14 protein-coding genes are annotated in these 17,732 nt (G+C 38.3%); 11 read left to right on the forward strand and 3 right to left on the reverse strand.

Annotated elements, in window-relative coordinates; genetic code table 11:
• Positions 1-7 precede the first annotated feature (7 nt).
• From J2756_RS07620 to cofG, 4 genes are all read left to right on the forward strand, one after another.
• Positions 8-685 carry a DUF2100 domain-containing protein gene (locus J2756_RS07620; protein WP_209584277.1) on the forward strand — a complete coding sequence of 226 codons (678 nt, stop codon included), beginning with the start codon at positions 8-10 and terminating at the stop codon, positions 683-685.
• Positions 686-1,012: 327 nt separating this feature from the next.
• The gene (mptA, locus tag J2756_RS07625) at positions 1,013-1,990 is read left to right on the forward strand and encodes a GTP cyclohydrolase MptA (RefSeq protein ID WP_209584279.1); all 978 of its coding nucleotides are present in this window, start codon (positions 1,013-1,015) and stop codon (positions 1,988-1,990) included.
• Complete coding sequence (locus J2756_RS07630) at positions 1,962-2,402, forward strand: DUF2120 domain-containing protein (RefSeq protein WP_209584280.1); 441 nt, start codon at positions 1,962-1,964, stop codon at positions 2,400-2,402. The genes mptA and J2756_RS07630 overlap by 29 nt, the downstream gene beginning before the upstream one ends.
• 223 nt (positions 2,403-2,625) lie before the next feature.
• On the forward strand, positions 2,626-3,708 hold the full coding sequence (cofG, locus tag J2756_RS07635; RefSeq protein ID WP_209584281.1) for a 7,8-didemethyl-8-hydroxy-5-deazariboflavin synthase subunit CofG: 1,083 nt from the start codon (positions 2,626-2,628) through the stop codon (positions 3,706-3,708).
• A gap of 69 nt (positions 3,709-3,777) precedes the next feature.
• On the opposite strand, the gene J2756_RS07640 is transcribed toward cofG, so the two are convergent.
• From J2756_RS07640 to J2756_RS07650, 3 genes are all read right to left on the reverse strand, one after another.
• Positions 3,778-6,837: a PAS domain S-box protein gene (locus J2756_RS07640; protein ID WP_209584282.1), complete on the reverse strand. Its 3,060-nt coding sequence runs from the start codon at positions 6,835-6,837 to the stop codon at positions 3,778-3,780.
• Between the two features lie 175 nt (positions 6,838-7,012).
• Complete coding sequence (locus J2756_RS07645; protein ID WP_209584546.1) at positions 7,013-7,543, reverse strand: nitroreductase family protein; 531 nt, start codon at positions 7,541-7,543, stop codon at positions 7,013-7,015.
• Between the two features lie 134 nt (positions 7,544-7,677).
• On the reverse strand, positions 7,678-8,403 hold the full coding sequence (locus J2756_RS07650) for a class I SAM-dependent methyltransferase (protein ID WP_209584283.1): 726 nt from the start codon (positions 8,401-8,403) through the stop codon (positions 7,678-7,680).
• Between the two features lie 574 nt (positions 8,404-8,977).
• On the opposite strand from J2756_RS07650, the gene J2756_RS07655 reads away from it, so the two are divergent.
• The 7 genes from J2756_RS07655 (at position 8,978) to J2756_RS07685 (ending at position 17,609) form a co-directional block, all read left to right on the forward strand.
• Positions 8,978-9,865 carry a CBS domain-containing protein gene (locus J2756_RS07655; protein ID WP_209584289.1) on the forward strand — a complete coding sequence of 296 codons (888 nt, stop codon included), beginning with the start codon at positions 8,978-8,980 and terminating at the stop codon, positions 9,863-9,865.
• Positions 9,866-10,397: 532 nt separating this feature from the next.
• Positions 10,398-10,643, forward strand: a complete 246-nt coding sequence (locus J2756_RS07660; protein ID WP_209584291.1) for a hypothetical protein — start codon at positions 10,398-10,400, stop codon at positions 10,641-10,643.
• An 893-nt stretch (positions 10,644-11,536) separates the two neighbouring features.
• Positions 11,537-12,379 carry a formate/nitrite transporter family protein gene (locus tag J2756_RS07665; RefSeq protein ID WP_209584293.1) on the forward strand — a complete coding sequence of 281 codons (843 nt, stop codon included), beginning with the start codon at positions 11,537-11,539 and terminating at the stop codon, positions 12,377-12,379.
• Between the two features lie 234 nt (positions 12,380-12,613).
• Complete coding sequence (gene fdhF, locus J2756_RS07670) at positions 12,614-14,665, forward strand: formate dehydrogenase subunit alpha (protein ID WP_209584296.1); 2,052 nt, start codon at positions 12,614-12,616, stop codon at positions 14,663-14,665.
• A 5-nt stretch (positions 14,666-14,670) separates the two neighbouring features.
• Entirely contained in the window at positions 14,671-15,867 is a 1,197-nt protein-coding gene (locus tag J2756_RS07675; RefSeq protein WP_209584298.1) for a Coenzyme F420 hydrogenase/dehydrogenase, beta subunit C-terminal domain, read from the forward strand.
• A gap of 108 nt (positions 15,868-15,975) precedes the next feature.
• Entirely contained in the window at positions 15,976-16,401 is a 426-nt protein-coding gene (locus J2756_RS07680) for a hydrogenase iron-sulfur subunit (protein ID WP_209584300.1), read from the forward strand.
• 5 nt (positions 16,402-16,406) lie between these two features.
• Positions 16,407-17,609, forward strand: coding sequence for a Coenzyme F420 hydrogenase/dehydrogenase, beta subunit C-terminal domain (locus J2756_RS07685; RefSeq protein WP_209584302.1), 1,203 nt, complete (start codon positions 16,407-16,409; stop codon positions 17,607-17,609).
• The last annotated feature ends 123 nt before the right edge of the window (positions 17,610-17,732 follow it).

The raw sequence follows: 17,732 nt of genomic DNA on the forward strand, positions 1-17,732 counted from the left end.
CGATTTTATGGAAAAATTCAGATTGGAACAAACTCAGGCACTTTTAGAAAAAGCTGGAAAATCCAGAAACCCTGCAGTGAAATTTAAAACTCCAAAAGAAGGCAGAATTAACTCAGAGTTGTTTGGAAAAACACTGAATGAACTGTTTGAAGCAGAAGAATTCATATACACCAGCAGACCATCCCATGTACTCAATGCAGAGGATGCTCAAACCTTTTGCAGTAAGATCATTGCTGTAAGAGGGAACCTGGATGAAATGCTTGCTGATTTTGGAGTTATTGAAAGGGAAAACAGGGAAGATGAGATCAAAAAACTTTCAGAAAACTTTTTAATCATCACCACTAAAAGCAACTTCAAAAAAGCTCTTACAAAGCTTGGTGTGGATGCTCAGCACATAATCGTTGCAGGCGTGCCCCTTGAAGCCGAGGATATGAAACTCATAAATCCTAAGATACCTGATGCAGCACTTAAAGGTGTTGGAAAGAAAATAGAGCACGTTAAAAATGATATAAAACGAAAAACCGAACAGTTCAATCCAACGGATATTCTGGTTGTGGTTGAAATGGATAGAACTGGTGAAGTTCTTGGAAAAAGGGCCCATGAGATCTACGGTGCAAAGGTCATAACCATGAGAAATCTGAAGGATGTAACTGCGGAGGAGTTCAGGGCAAAGTTATCCCAATGAGTTAATGAAATTTTGAACTGAAGTTAAATTAAATGAATTAGGATTTGGAATGTTGGATCAAATTTAGGATGTTGGATCAGATAAATGGAATAAATTTGGATTCTAGGAATAATTTAATTGTTATTTGGTTGGTTCCCATTTAACTAATTTTTTTCAACTTCTTTTATAACCTTCTTTTATATACAAGATAAGTTAATTATATCACAAACCAACATAGATAGGAAGGATTTATTTAAATATTTTATAAATCAATTGAATGTAGATCCAGTACATTAATAGTATCTAAATTGAATATCATGAAAAAACTATCATTTAGGGGTGAAAAAATTGGATTCATGTTTTCCAGATACCCAGGATAAGATACCCTCAATTCCTGTTTACCTTACAAGAGTTGGAGTTACTGGGGTTAAAAAACTTTTAAAAATTGAAAGGGATGAGAAAAGACCAATAGTTCTTTTACCAACCTTTGATGCGTTCGTTGACCTTCCAAGCACACAGAGGGGTATCCACATGTCAAGGAACCCTGAGGCCATAAGTGAAGTTCTTGAAAAGTCATTGGAAGGAACTGCAGTGGAAGTTGAATCTCTTTGTGCTGAAATGGTGAGCTGCCTCCTTAAAAAGCATAAATATGCAAAGAGGGCGGAAGTGAGCATGAAAAGTGAGTTCATGATCATGAAGAAGTCACCAGTCACCAAGATCAAAACCCAGGAGATGACCAAGATCATGGCAGACTCCGTGGGCTACAGGGATGAAAATGGAGTTAGAATAAGGAAGATGATCGGCGCAGAAGTTGTTGGAATGACTGTATGTCCCTGTGCACAGGAATCAACCAAAGAATCTGCAAAGACCAAACTTTTAGAGTTCCTGGACGCGGAAACAACACAAAAAGTTCTTGAAACCGTCTCATTTGCCTCTCACAACCAGCGTGGTCGGGGAATGATAATGATAGAGGTTCCTCAGAACCAGAATGTGCGTGCTGAGGACATAATACGGATCATTGAGGATTCAATGAGTTCTCCTGTCTGCGAACTCCTGAAAAGGAGCGATGAAAATGCTGTTGTGGAACATGCCCACAAAAACCCTCAGTTCGTTGAGGACTGCGTTAGGAACATGGTCCAGAAGATCGTTTCTGAATTTTCAAACCTTCCAGACGACACCATGGTAACAGTTAGACAGGTTAACGAGGAAAGTATACACAGACACAATGCTTTTGCAGAAAAAGTAGCAACCATGGGAGAATTAAAAGAGGAAATAGAACGTATGGAGGCAAACGGCGTTGACACGTACACACGAGGTTGCAGGTAAAGTAATGCAGGAACTTGAGGCCTTCGACAAGTCAAGACCTTCAATAGACACCCCTCAAATATTAATCGTGCGAGGAATGTCCAAACTGAGAGTGGATCACCAGGATATTCCAGCAGTTCTCTCAGACCTTCTGAAGAAGCTTGGAGCCAGAAGGGTTGAAACTATCTCAGAAGAAGCAGGCAACCTAATAGGAATCATGGATGAGAATATAAGGGCCAATGTGGATGTGAATGCAGAAACCGATATTCAGGGAATTGTGAGGATGAAGGAATCCTTTGAAAGCATGAACTGCCACGTTGAATATTCCCTTGGAGTTCTAGGTAAAATCGCACTATTCATAATACTCTGGAAGGATAAAAGTGGAATGGGTCCCATGTTCGTTGAACTGGTTGTATCCAACATGGCTGCTTAAATCCGTGCATCCATTAGTTTTAGAAGCTAAAAAAATATTCAATCTGAAAATAAATCGTTCATTGGAGAGAATTTTAATTCAATTTTATTTTTTTTAAAAAATGCAAGTTGGATAACTTATTTAAAACAGCAGCTGAATCAAGTTATTAAAAAACTGATATAATTTAGGAACTGGATTAAAAATAGATAAAAAATCTCTAAAATCAATTAAATGGAAGATATTAATGCCCAGATTATTAGAAGACAACATAATATCCCTTTTAAATGGGGAATGTAATGATGTGCTATCTTTGATGGTTGATGTAAATTCCAAAAGGATCCACGAAAACATCACCTACTCTAAAAACGTTTTCTTACCCCTCACAGATATTTGCAGGAACGAATGTGGATACTGCAGCTTCAGGAGAAACCCTGAGGATCCAGGGGCAAGGATCCTGATGAAGCCTTCGGATGCAATGAATGACATCATCCTTGCAGATAGGTATGGATGTAGGGAAGCACTTTTTGCATTTGGGGAACATGCCGATGAAACCCTTCAGGTTTCCCATGCACTGGAAGATCTGGGTTTTGGAAGCATGCTAGAATATCTCTACTTCCTGTGTGATGAGACCCTCACAAAAACGAATCTTCTACCCCACAGCAACCCTGGAATTCTCAAAAAAAGTGAGCTCAAATACTTGAGGGAAGTCAACGCATCCATGGGACTCATGCTTGAGACAACAAGTCAGCGTATTATGAAAACAGTTGCACACAAGAAGAGTCCTGGAAAAGAACCGAAACTTCGGATTGAAACCATTGAAAATGCAGGTAAACTCAAAATACCATTTACAACGGGACTTCTCATAGGTATAGGAGAAACTGTAGAAGAACGTGCTGAATCCCTCCTTGAGATACGGAGGCTTCATGATAAGTATGGGCATATACAGGAGATAATCATCCAGAACTTCAAGCCAAAACCTGGAATACCTATGCAGGACTTTAGAGAACCTTCACTGGTTGAGATGGTAAAGATGGTGGCTGTTACAAAGCTCCTTTTCCCTGATGTGAGTGTTCAAGTGCCACCAAATCTCAACAGGGACAGTGCTCAGATCTTCCTGATGGCTGGTGCAGATGACTGGGGAGGGGTTTCACCTGTAAGCAAGGACTACGTGAACCCTGAAGCACCATGGCCAGAACTGGACGAACTTAAAAACATTACAGAGGAAATGGGATTCCAGCTTGAGGAAAGACTCCCAGTTTATCCAGAATTTCTGTCAGAAGAATTTTTAAGTCCAAGGATACTTGAAAAGATAAAAGGGATTCCTTGAAAAAATAAAGGATATGAGTTTAAAAGAGAAGCAAAGAAAAAGTTGGGGACTATTTCTGAAGCCATCAGATCATGAATTTAACTCTACAATGAATTCTGTGCCATTATCTCCATTGGAGTTATTGACCTTCAGTTCACCATCCATCTGTCCAACCAACGTTCTTACAAGCTGTAATCCAAGTGTGTCTGCTTTCTCCACGTCCAAATTTTCAGGTAACCCCACACCGTTGTCAGAAATTTTCATTGAAAAGCCTTGATGTTCTGATTTATCAAGTGCATCTACTTCTATCAGGATTTCGCCCTGCATATCCCCAGGGAAAGCATGTTTGAAACTGTTTGAAACAATTTCATTGACTATCAGTCCAGAGGACACTGCACTGTCAATATCCAAGAATAAATCATCAGCAATTACCTTTATTTTTATCCGTTCTTGATCAACTCCATGGGAACGTGAAATATCTTCCACAAGACTATTCACGTACTCTGAGAAGTTCACCTCTCCCATATTTGGGGATTCGTACAGTTTTTCATGGACGAGTGCTATGGATTTAATGTGGTTCTGGCTGTCCCTGAACTTTTCTACTATCTGATCACGGATGTACTCAGATTGGAGGCCTGTGAGGCTTGATATCATTTGCATGTTCTTTTTAACCCTGTTGTGAACATCCTTTAGAAGTGCTTCCTTCTCATGGAGTGATGCCCTTGTTTCCTTCTCAATATTTATCTGTCTTTCAAGCTCGGTCCCAAGTTTTTCAATCCTCTTCTCAAATTCAGAACGTTCCGATTCAAGCTGTTCCTGGGAATCCTTACGGGTTTTTTCAAGACTTAACCTTAACTCCTTGTTCTGATCTGTTTCAGATTTTATGGCTTCATTTAACTGGTTAAGCTCTGTATTTTTTTCATCCAATTCTTTTTCAAGTGATTCTTTCACCTTTTCAAAGTCCAGGGTTTTTGTATGAATTTCTTTTTCAAGAGCGGATTTTTCCTTTTCAAATGAATCCTGAGCTTTCTTATTTTCTTCTAATTGTTTTTCAAGGGTATTTTTTATATTCAAGAGATCTTTAGATATATTTTTAACACTACCCTCAAGTTCATCTCTTCTTTTTTCTAAGGATCTTTCATGATCCTTTGTCTTTACTATTTCATCATTCAAATCTTTTATTTGAGAGTTTAAAGATTCCTTCGTGGCTTGGAACTCATCTGTTTTATCCTTGATTTCAACTTCAAGGTTACAGAGCACCTGGTTCATTTCTTCCTCGATCTTCTTCTGACGGGTCATATCATGACCCACAAACTGAAATTCTTCTATTTTTCCGTTTACATTGAAAACTGCCTTTGTAACCCACTGCCACCACTGAACATTGCCATCTGGCATTATAATGGGGCTTTCAAATAGTTTAACCTGATTTTCAGCGTCAAAGGAGTTCATGTAATCCTTCATTCGTTCCTTGTCCTCTTCCTTCAGTGAAAATACAAAGCTTCCCTGGGTTTCATCACCGAAGTATGTCCTGTAAACCTCATTGGAAAAGGTGAGCTTTCCATTTGTATCCAAACGGCATATTGGTTCTGTTTGATCGGTTAGTATGGACCTGTACAACGCCTCATTGTGTTCAAGCTCTTCTTCACGCAACTTAGCATCTGTAACATCCCTGATAAGAACCGAAATTCCATTTAAATAAGGATATGTATTTATTTCAAAAAATCGAAGATATTCATCATCAATGATGAATTTTTTAATCATAAAACCTTTTTTCTTCGTTTCAAGGGTTTTTTGATATAAATTTTGGACATCATCCCCATCGATATCTTTTAAGAGAGAGGATATGGGTTTTCCAACTGCATTTTGATATGATATTCCGGTGAAGTCTTGGGATGCATCATTCCAGTGCGTGCAGTTCAAATCATTGTCAAGTGCAAAAAATATGGGATCTATACCCCGTAATATTTGCCCATAATCGTTGTTAATTTTCTTTAAAGAGTTTTCAGTTGTTTTATATGCTGTTAAATCCTTGAACTGTACAAGGTACATCTTTGAAGAGGTATCATCGATTTCAAGAGGTTTTATAGATATTTCAAGACATATGAAATCAGATTTCGTTGTTTTAAAAGATTTATAATCTTTATAATCTTTAAAATCAAACTTAATTTCATAAACAATTGGTTCATCATTTAAAAGCTTTTCTTTTTTATCAGAAGGTATTTTAAAGTCTTTGAAGAGATTAAATTCACTTAAATTGGATAGATCAGAAGTTCCAAAGAGATCCAATGCAGCAGGGTTTGCATCCACAGGAACACCATCAGTATCGTATATCTCCATTCCAGTGGTTGACTGGTGGTATATGCTTTTGAACCATTTTTCACTTTCTTGAAGGGACTTTTCAGCCTCAACCTTTTCTGTTATGTCCTGAAAAACAAGGGTTGCACCTACAAATTCGCCACTATCATCTTTAATGGGAGATATACTGTATTCTATGGGGATTTCTGATCCATCAGGGCCATTTAAAGTGGAATTACTGGACATGCCTGATTTTTTTATAAGTTCCTGAACAGGTTTCTCAGGACCCTCAGTTATATCAAGGTTTAAAACTTCCATAAAATCCTTGAAAGAAACCTTGTCCAATTTAAATCCTGTAAAAAACTTTGCGTACTTGTTCATGAAGGTTATGTTTCCTTCAGCATCAGTTACTACAACTGCACCCCTTGAGTTTTCAAGTTTTTTATCCAGCCATTCACCATTTTCCTTTAATTTCAGTATTATTCCATGTTTGTAAAGGGCTTTACCGATGCTTTCATGAAGTTCTTTCTCTTCAAAGGGTTTGATTATGAAACCATAGGGTTCTGTGACTTCAGCACGTTCCAATGTACTTTCATCACTGTAGGCTGTCAAGTATATAACTGGAACATCAATATTATCCCTTATTTCTTTAACGGCATCTATACCGTCACCTTCACCCTTCAAGACTATGTCCATTAAAATGAGATCTGGTTTTATTTCTTCAGCCTTTTTTACAGCTTCCCTCCTAGAAAAAGCAAAAGTAGGTACATCATATCCCCAAAATTTTAGTTTTCTTTGGAGTTCCATTGCAGTTAATCCTTCATCCTCAACAACCAATATCTTTTCACCGGCCATATCAACACCCCAACGATCTTAACACCTCATGTAATAGAAGCTATTGTATTTTTATTATTAACCATATAAAAGGTATTCGATTATACAGTGTTGCCTTCAAAAGGTGAATAGAAAAGGTGTACTGTGAAATGTTAAAAATTTAGTTAAAATAAAAATAGAGGGTTCATGACCCTTTTTATATATCATTGAATGTTTCACAATTCATAAGGTCATCGATCTCACGTCTCAATGGAGGGTATGGTTTTTCATCAGGATATCCCAATGGGATAAGTGCAACTGGCCTTATATGCTCTGGAATATCCAATGTTTCATTAACCACATTCTCATCGAATGATCCAACCCAGCATGTGCCAAGTCCCAGTGCATGAGCTGCAAGAAGCATGTTTTGAGCTGCACATGCTGCATCCTGGATGCAGTAGAGTTCACTACCCCTTTCTTCATATATTGTAGCTGATCTTTGCTTATCTGCACATAAAACCATTACTACCGGTGCATTTGCTATAAAATCCCTCATGTAAGCTGCAACTGCAAGTTTTTCCTTAATATTGCCATCCCTTACCACCACAACTTCCCAGCTCTGAATGTTTCCTGCAGATGGTGCCCATATGCCCGCTTCAACAATTTTAAGGATTAAATCCCTTTCAACATCCTTTTTTTTAAACTTCCTTATGCTCCTTCTTCCAGAAATTGCTTCAAAAACATCCATCTTCACGAAACCCCCTATTTTTTAGGCCAATACAGATGTATGAATTTAAATGATGAAACTAGATACGAAATTTCACAGTTGAAAGTTTTTAACGTGTATTATCATTAATTCTTTAAGCTCAGGATCTTAAATTTCTATCCAATCCTTGCATCAATTACAACGTGATAAACACCGGGTGAATATGGTTTGATGATCCTTTCATTCAATACTTCCACTTCACGTCCATCTGCTGCCTCCTTTATACGATCAACAGGCCTTTTAAACTTTATACAGTCGGGCACAGATTCATGATAATGGATGACTCCTCCATCCTTGAGTATGTCCATTGCAACCGGAAGATATTCGTTGGTGTTTCCAATGTAGCCCATTAAAACCCTGTCTGCAATTCCACGCGGTGCAGCTTCCCTGCAGTCCCCAAGAATGGGCTCGACCACATGATCCACCTTGTTCAAAACTGCGTTCTGGCAGAGGTAGCTGTGTGAAACCGGGTTTATCTCGACTGAATAGATCTTGGCGGGTTTTGAGTGCACTGCCATGGGTATGGAGAAGTATCCAATTCCTGCAAACATGTCAACAATAGTTTCACCATCTTCAGGCATTGTGGACATTCTTTTACGTTCTCCAGTGTTTCCCTTTGACCACATGACCTTTGAAACGTCCATCTTAAAGAGACAGTGGTTTTCCTTGTGAATCGTCTCTGTACCATCACCCAACAAAACATTAACGTCTGGTTCTCTTTTCAAACCTTTTATATGACCTAATTTAACCACCCGTTTTACTCCAGGTATTTTCAGAAGTTCATGGGGGTTTTCAACATCCTGCTTTACAACGAGAATGTCGCCGATTACTTTACCCTTCATAAATCTATTTACACCTACAGATAATAAATAAGTTGTTCAAAGAAATCAATGAAAGAGTTAAAAGAGTTTTTTTGGATAAAAAAACCCAATATTGGCATCAAACTAGCATTTAAATTTTAAAAAAACCTAAAATGGTAATTAAAGGCAAATCACTGAAAAATAAACTCTTTAATAAATCTTCAATAATAAATAAAACGTTCCCAATTAGTTTCAACAATATTTTTTTTGAAAAATGATTGAATTTTTTTTGAAAAATAGTTTAACGATAAAAAATGATTAAAATTCAATGCAAGTGCAAGCCATCATATAATGAAAGGACTAAATAATAATGATTTAAACCCAGTACTGTGTGATAAAGGAGAATTTCTCCATCAGAATTGAATCCATGCTCTGGATAAAATGGATCACTGTAAAAAACATGGAAAAAGCATTTTAAAGGCCATGATCAAGTAAAAAAAGTTTATTCAAAAAAACCATATAGTTGGGATACAATTACATATCCACAACAATATTTATTTTATTCAAATCACTATATATTCGCAAGAGTTACAAAATTCTTGTGAGGTGGTTTAATATGTTTACACCCGTCCAAAAAGAGATCCTACAAATTTTGATCGATCTTTATAAGAAATCAAATTACAGGCCTGTTAAAGGGGAAGAAATTGCCTCGGTTATGAACCGTAATCCCGGAACCATACGCAATCAAATGCAATATTTGAGGAGTTTACACATAGTAGAGGGCGTTTCAGGCCCTAAGGGAGGATATAAACCAACCCTAGAAGCTTATCAAACTTTAAACATCAACGTAACAGATGAAGAGGCAACTGTCCCCATATTTAAAAAAGGAAAAAAGGTAGAAGATGTAACCGTCACTAAAATAGAATTTGGGAGCATCCCACACCCAGCAGGATGTGAAGCTACAATAAATGTTATGGGCAACATAAAACAATTCAATCTTGGAGAGGAACTTAGAGTAGGTCCAACTCCCGTTAATAAGCTTGTGATTAATGGTAAAATTGTTGGAAGAGATGACACCGATAACATTTTGCTGTTAGATGTTGGAGATATACAGAGTATCCCCAATAGATCCGTTCTAGAAATTGCCAGTCAAAATCTCATAACATTAGACCCCAATATGGATATAAAAGAAGCAGCATGGATCTTATCGAATAATGGAATAGATGGAGCACCTGTAATAGAAGGCCATGATATTCTTGGAATCTTAACACTGACTGATATTACAAAGGCAATTGCCAACGAAGAAAAAGATCTCAAAATAACAAAACTAATGTCTAAATACATAATAACAGTGAAACAAAATGTTAAGCTTCCGAAAGTCATTGAAACCCTAAATAAAAACAAAATTGGGCGACTAATTGTCGTTGATGAAAATGAAAAGCCCCTTGGAATTGTAACAAAAACTGATATCATAAACAGAATGGCAGGTCTCTACTTACATTGATTAAACACTATATGAGTAAAGGAGTAATGGGGAATATCTTTTGGAATAGGGAATAAAAGCTTTTTCAACCTTTTTAAGGGAGAATTTTAATTTAAGTCATGTGTTTGTGATTATATATTTTTGATAAATAAGAAGCATTCACAACTTAGAACAAATCCCATTTTTTTTGTAATTTTATAATTAACTTTGGCTTTTAATTTTTTTCGATTAACAACTACATTACAATGTCGTTTTACAGTTTTCTCTCAAGACCAGTTATAGTTGAATCAGCTTCTGAAAGAGTTTTTAACTCCTAAAAAATTGCATTGAAAAGAATGACTTGTCTGATTGAATTGCCTAATTTTATATCTATGACCTTTTTAATCCAGTAAAGGCTTGGAATAACTTAAGAAGGAAGAATAGTGGGTTTCATCGATCTCCATATCTTAAATAAAAAGTTTCCACCCATTACAAGTATAAGAGAAGATTTATATATTGTAATATAATAATATTGTTCAATAAAGAAAATTCTGAAAAGAAGTGGGTGGTCAGAATGGCAAAAGAAATTGAAAAAGAGATACAAGAACAAATAAAAGGAAAAATCCAGGCCAAAATCGAAAACGAAATACAAGAACAAATAAAAGGAAAAATCCAGGCCGAAATCGAAAACGAAATACAAGAACAAATAAAAGGAAAAATCCAGGCCGAAATCGAAAAAGAGATACAGGAACAAATAAAAGGAAAAATCCAGGCCGAAATCGAAAAAGAGATACAGGAACAAATAAAGGGGAAAAAATGATCCAATGATAAATTCCTATTATTTTTTTGAAATTTCAATGAACAGCCCATTAAACAACTGTGAGATCTAACTAAATTTAACCAGTTTGACTCTGCTTTTGCCAAGTTTTTCAATTTAAAATATATTAACTTTTTACTAAGGTTTTTCCCATATAGGAAAGCTATTTAAAATTATTTTCATGTTTAATGCGGTTAAAATTAATATTTTATTTTCTTTTCTTTTTTATACTTCTTAATTGGAGTTATATCTGCTAAATGTTATTATTTCAACATCCATCGTATTGTAAATTAATGCATTTCATTAATCCCCCTAATAAATGGGGGTTATTTTAATTTTATCCCTGAATCCTTCAGGAGTTTTTGGTTGAAATAGGAGGATTATGTGATTCATAGCTTAATTTTTTCTGATTAAAAAGCTTTTTTAAATAGAAATCCTAACCTTTAGCAAACAGTATTCACATTTTTTATATGCAAAGTAGTACGTATTAAATATCCAAACATAAAAAAATACCCTTAGGATATCCAGTCTACATTAAAAAACTTTTAAAGACTTAATTATCCATAATAAACCGATTTAAAACCAGATCATCTAGTACTCTTTTTGATAGACATGCTAAAAGCTACATAACGGATATAAATCTTTCGAAATGGTTCTTCTCACAAAAATTTATATAGCATATAATGGGAGAATCATTTACATCCAATATATCATGAATGTTCATGGAGAATTTGATCAATTGTCCCCAAAACACAGTAGTTAATCCATTACAATGGAAGTTAGTCACTGAAAGATCATGATAAAATCGATCACGTGTAAAATATCTTAAATCCCAGACAACATCCATGTTATATTTGGATTAATAAATTGAATTCGATTAAAAGGAGGTCGAATATATGGCATCGTCGTTTAAATCGCCTGCAGACACAGCAAAAGCATGTGTCGGAATAGCAGAATTGAAGGATAAAGCCCCTTTGAGTAACTTGATTCTTTTAAGCTTTTTAGCAGGCGCATATATTGCTTTTGGAGGTCTTTTGGCAGAAGTGGTTACTGGAGGTATGGCAGCTGCAGGTTATCCTGTGGGAATGGTAAAACTCCTCTTTGGTGCAGTGTTCCCCGTTGGTTTGATGCTGGTCGTTATAGCCGGTTCTGAACTGTTTACTGGTAACTGCATGTACATGCCCTTTGGAATTCTTCAAAAAAGGGCCAGTTGGATGGGACTCATCCGAAACTGGGTAGGAAGCTGGATTTTCAACCTTGTAGGTGCACTATTTGTAGCATATTTCCTGGCTGTAGCCACTGGTATACTAACAGCACCGCCATGGGAAGCAGCAGCACTTACAGTTGCTAAAACCAAAGCACTTGGTGGTGCAACTTTCGTAGCAGCAGGAAAAACTGTTCATTCATTAACATGGAGTCAGGTGTTCTGGAGGGCTATTGGATGTAACTGGCTTGTTTGTCTTGCAGTGTACCTAGCCATTGCTTCAGATGATATCATTGGTAAAATACTGGGTATATGGTTCCCAATATTCGCTTTCGTAGCAATAGGATTTGAGCACGTTGTTGCAAATATGTTCTTTATACCTGTCGGAATATTCATTGGTGGAGTAAGCTGGACACAGTTCTTCATGAACAACATGATACCAGCAACCTTAGGTAACATCGTTGGTGGAGCAATCTTTGTAGCATGTATCTACTGGTGGACATATCTGCGAGGAACAGACAAAACTGCGGATTAATCCAAATTAAGTGGTTTTAAATCTAAACCACTTCCCCATTTTTTAAAAAAAAGACAAATAGACATTATCACCGAACATAAATATGCATTAAATGATAAAAAATATTACTTAACAAGTATTACCACTACTCGTTAATTGAGTAGGTAAGTGGTTAAATAGTTCTTATCACGATCATCAAAGTCATTCAATTTTTTTAGAGGATATTATATTCTATGTAGTAAGGAGGTAAAAAAAATGGAAATTCAATACGTTCCGACCACATGTCCCTACTGTGGATGTGGATGTGGATTCAACTTGGTAAATGTGGACGGTAAACTCGTAGGTGTAGAACCATGGAAAAGAAACCCAGTAAATGAAGGAAAACTGTGCCCAAAGGGTAATTTTTCATATGAGTTTGTCCACAGAGAGGATAGACTAAAAACTCCATTGATCAAGGAAAATGGTAAATTTAAAGAGGCAACTTGGGATGAAGCTCTTGATCTGGTTGCATCCAAATTAACAGAAATGAAAGAAGAAAACCCTGAACAAATGGCATTCCTATCCTCAGCCAGATGTACCAACGAAGACAATTACACATTCCAAAAGTTTGTTAGAACTGTTATTGGAACCAACAATGTAGACCACTGCGCAAGACTCTGTCACGGGCCATCAGTAGCAGGGCTGGCCCAGACCTTTGGATCCGGAGCCATGACCAACTCCCTGGAAAGCTGTGCCCATTCTGATGTGGTGTTCCTGATTGGAACCAACACCCTCGAACAACACCCATTGATGTGGAGAAGAGCATTACAAGCCAAAGCAAAAGGCGCAAAAATAATGGTGGCAGATCCAAGGTTCACACCATCTGCCAAACAAGCTGACTTGTACATACCATTCAAATCCGGTACCGACGTGGCATTACTTAACTCCATGATGAACGTGATCATTGCCGAAGGACTGGAAGATAAAGAGTTCGTTGAAAACCGTACCACTGGCTACGAAGAACTAAAAGAAATGGTCAAAAAGTATCCTCCAGAAGAAGCAGAAAAAATAACAGGAGTTCCTGCTGATCTCATCCGAGAAGCAGCATTGATGTACGCCAAAGCAGATAACGCTTCCCTACTGTTCTCCATGGGTATCACACAACACACCGTTGGAACTGAAAACGTTATGTCCACTTCCAACCTGGCCATGCTCACAGGTAACATTGGCCGACCTGGTACTGGAGTAAACCCACTGCGAGGTCAAAACAACGTGCAAGGAGCATGTGACATGGGAGCACTCCCGGTTAGTTTCCCTGGATATCAGGCCGTTGCCAATGAAGAACTTGTAGAGAAAATGACATGTTCCTGGGGATGCAGTGACCTATCATGTAAACCAGGTCTTACAGTAGTGGAAATAATGCACGCAGCCCACGCTGGTGATATTAAAGGTATGTACATTATGGGTGAAAACCCCATGATATCCGACCCTGACCTACAACACGTGGGAGAAGCCCTAAACAATCTGGACTTCCTAGTGGTGCAGGACATCTTTTTAACTGAAACCGCAGAACTGGCTGATGTAGTGTTACCTGCATATTCATGGGCTGAAAAAGACGGAACCTTCACCAGCACTGAAAGACGTGTGCAGTACATCAGAAAAGCTGTGGAAGGACCTGGTGAATCAAGGGACGATTGGGCTATAACTTCTGACATCGCCACCAGAATGGGATCAGATCTCTTTAAATTCAACAGTGCACAGGAGATCTTTGAAGAAATACGATCAGTCACCCCACAGTACGCTGGTATGAACAAAGAAAGGCTGGAAAAACCAGAAGCACTTCACTGGCCTTGCCCTGATGAAGAACATCCAGGAACTCCCATACTACACGCAGAGAAATTTTCAACCCCTGATGGTCTTGGAGTATTCAAAGCCATTGAGTTCAAAGCACCAGCTGAAAACCCAGACGAAGAGTACCCATTCATACTCACCACTGGACGTTTGCTCTTCCACTGGCACACTGGAAGTATGACCCGAAGATCAGAAACCTTGAACCGTGAAGTTTCAACTGGTTTCGTTGAAATTAACACTGAAGACGCAGCTAAACTGGGCATTAAGAATAAAGAGATGGTCAAAGTTAAAACCCGACGTGGTGAAATTGAAGTTCCTGCCAAAGTCACTAATGACATCATACAGGGAACAGTGTTCATACCATTCCACTTTGCTGAATGTGCTGCAAACATGCTCACCAGTGGTGATGCATTGGATCCATACGCAAAGATGCCTGAACTGAAAGTTTCCGCTGCAAGCATTGAAAAACTGGAGTGATCACAATGGTTCAAATAGGAGATATGTACTATGCATGGGGTTCAGACGATGAAATAGCTGCCAACGGTGAATGTGGTGGGGCAGTAACCACCATATTAAAGTTCCTTTTAGAAGAAGGCATAGTGGACGCAGTACTTGCCGTTAAAAAAGGTTCAGATTTATATGACGCCGTACCAACCCTAATCACAAACCCTGACGAAATCATAGAAACAGCAGGATCCCTCCACTGCGGAACACTGAACATGGCCAAAGTAGTTGGAACATACCTCAACGGTGCAAAGGACATGAAGATAGCCGTTACCACCAAACCCTGCGATGCCATGACTCTGGTAGAATTAATAAAAAGGGAAGAGGTGGATGGAGACAACGTTCTTATGGTAGGGGTTAACTGCGGAGGAACCATGCCTCCTGTTAAAGCTCGACAGATGATCGAAAAATTCTATGAAACTGACCCAGATGAAGTGTTAAAAGAAGAAATTGCCAAAGGAAAACTGATCATCGAAACCAAAGACCATGAAGAACAGGAAATAAGTATCGACGAACTGGAAGACGCTGGATACGGTCGAAGAACCAACTGCCGAAGATGTGAAATCAACATCCCACGTATGGCTGATCTAGCACTGGGTAACTGGGGCGTGATCGGGCCACTGGCTGGTAAAGCCACCTTTGTAGAAGTATTCTCAGAAAAGGGTGCGGATGTCCTTGGTAAAGCCATAGAATCCGGAGCTCTTAACACCCAGGAACCAATACCCAAAGGTGTTGAAATTCGGGCAAACATCGACAAGATAATGGCAAAATTAGCAGGTAAATGGCAAGCCAAAGATTTCGATGAAAGCAGAGGTGAAATATTCACCACCATCGCCCAGTACATGGACGAATTCGATAAATGTATCAAGTGCTTCGGTTGCAGGGAATCTTGTCCAATCTGTTACTGTGAAAATTGCTGTCTAGAGGCAGATAAAGGTCCAGACTGGCTGAGTAAAGATCTTCCACCATCACCACTTTTCCATATGGAAAGGTTGATTCACATGGTGGAATCCTGTACCAACTGTGGACAGTGCGAAGAAGTGTGCCCTGCTGAAATACCCCTGGCAAAAATCTGGCATGAGATTAACCTCAAACTCCAGGAAACCTATGGTTTCACTAGGGGAATGGATGATAAAAAGCCACCTCTTTCTTACTTCCCAATGCCAGGTAAATAAAACGTGAAATATTAAAAATGAGAAGTGAGGATTTCTCACTTCCTATAATTTTCGTGTTTTATATTTAAAAATTAAAAATATGATAAAAAAATACATGGAGACGATATTATGGGATGGGAACCGAAAATTCTGGTTTTCTGTTGTAACTGGTGTTCATACGGTGGAGCAGACACAGCAGGTACTGCAAGAATGCAGTATCCTCCTAACGTACGTATAATCAGAGTGATGTGTTCAGGAAGAATAAATCCACTGTTTGTCCTAAAAGCATTTGACGAAGGAGCAGATGGAGTGATGGTTGCAGGATGCCACTTTGGAGATTGCCACTACGACAGAGGAAATTATGCATGTGACCGCAGAATAACAGCCCTGAAAACTGTTATGGAAACTCTTGGCATTGAAGAAGGCAGATTCAATTTAGATTGGATATCTGCATCAGAAGGCGAAAAATTTGCCAAAGCAATGAAGGGTATTAGTGATCAGGTGAGAGAACTCGGTCCTTTCTCTTGGAGAAAAAATAAGGCGGAGATCGGGTGATTTAGATGGTTAAAGTAAACGATATGTATTATGCATGGTCTCCGGACGAGGAGATAGCTGAAAGCGGAGAGTGTGGCGGAGCCGTGACATCTATAATGAAATTCTTACTTGAAGAAGGTATTGTAGATGCAGTATTGGCCGTTAAAAAAGGAGCAGACCTCTACGACGCAGTACCCACACTAATCACAAACCCCGACGAAATCATAGAAACAGCAGGATCCCTACACTGCGGAACACTGAACATCGCCAAAACACTCAGTAAGTATCTCAACGGCGCAAAAGACATGAAGATAGCTGTCACAACCAAACCATGCGATGCAATGACCATTGTAGAGCTCATGAAAAGAAAGCAGATAGAAAGGGACAACGTTGTAATGGTTGGAGTTAACTGTGGTGGAACCCTACCTCCAGTTCAGGCCCGCGAAATGATAGAAAAATTCTATGAAATCAACCCTGACACTGTTGTAAAAGAAGAAATCGCCAAAGGAAATTTAATCATAGAAACAGCAGATGACCAAGAAAAAGAAATAGGCATAGATGTACTTGAAGATGAGGGATACGGTCGAAGGACAAACTGTAGAAGGTGTGAAAACAACATACCTGTAATGTCAGACCTTGCTATGGGTAACTGGGGAGTTATAGGCCCTATGGCTGGAAAAGCAACATTTGTAGAAGTATTCTCAGAAAAAGGTGCAGAAGTCTTAGATAAAGCTATAAAAGCTGGAGCTTTAAAGGTACAGGATCCAGTACCAAAAGGTATTGAGATACGTGCAAATATTGATAAAGCGATGCTAAATCTGGCAAACAAATGGCAAGACCGGAATTTCGGAGAAGAAAGTGGTGAACTACTCTCCCTTGACCAGTACATGGATGAATTTGACAAATGTATAAAATGTTATGGCTGCAGAGAAGCATGCCCATTATGCTTCTGTGTAAAATGTTCTATTGAGTCAGAATCTAATCATTGGGTAGGAAAAGGAGAACTTCCACCATCACCCATGTTCCACTTCGTAAGAATGATTCACATGGTGGATTCATGCACGAACTGCGGACAGTGTGAGGAAGTGTGCCCTGCTGAGATTCCACTTGCAAAAATCTTCCATAAAATAAATGTCCAGTTGCAAGAAGAGTTTAAATACCATACCGGATACGATGTTGAACAAAAACCTCCCCTTTCCATAATAAATAAAGAGCCTAGTGAGGAATAAATACCGGTGATTACATTAAAAGACGTGCGATTACTGCATATCCATAATGATACAGTAGCACAATAACTTTAATAGACCACAATTAGTTTAAATAAAATATTGTCCACATTCACCTCTTACACG

Source organism: Methanobacterium aggregans (assembly GCF_017874455.1).
Lineage (GTDB): Archaea > Methanobacteriota > Methanobacteria > Methanobacteriales > Methanobacteriaceae > Methanobacterium_C > Methanobacterium_C aggregans.